Origin of the sequence: Mesorhizobium sp. (assembly GCF_005063415.1) — a bacterium.
GTDB lineage: Bacteria > Pseudomonadota > Alphaproteobacteria > Rhizobiales > Rhizobiaceae > Mesorhizobium.
The window spans coordinates 26083-26440 of the sequence record NZ_SUEG01000078.1 but is presented as its reverse complement, the minus strand read 5'-3'; the positions used below and the strand labels follow the sequence as shown (position 1 = coordinate 26440).

Sequence of the window (358 nt, the reverse complement as noted above, 5' to 3'; positions counted from 1 at the left end):
GATCAGGATCACCTTTTCGCCGGCAAGCGTGCCTTCGGCGATCAGGCTCTGGAATTTCTTCGACCAGGGCGAAAAGGAATGGCGGCGGGCGATCGCGTCCGCCGCCATGAAGCCGACATTGTGCCGGTTGTTGGCGTATTTCGCGCCCGGATTGCCGAGGCCTGCAAAGACAAGCATCGTCGCCTCCGGGCGGGAAGGGGTTACTTCTCTTCGGCGGCAGGAGCCGCTTCGGGCTCAGCCGCTTCAGTCGTCTCTTCCGCGGCCTCCGGCTTCATCGCCGAGGAGCCGGCAATGGTCGCGATGGTGAAGTCGCGGTCGGAGATCACCGGCTTGACGCCGGCCGGCAAGGTGACGGCCG

At 65.1% G+C, this 358-nt stretch carries 1 protein-coding gene and 1 pseudogene; both read right to left on the bottom strand.

The window, feature by feature from the left end:
- A partial coding sequence (locus E5W70_RS20045; protein WP_292661323.1) for an aminoacyl-tRNA hydrolase occupies positions 1-177 on the bottom strand: 177 nt, incomplete at its 3' end.
- Between the two features lie 23 nt (positions 178-200).
- Positions 201-358, bottom strand: a pseudogene (locus E5W70_RS20040) (50S ribosomal protein L25); the annotation flags it as partial.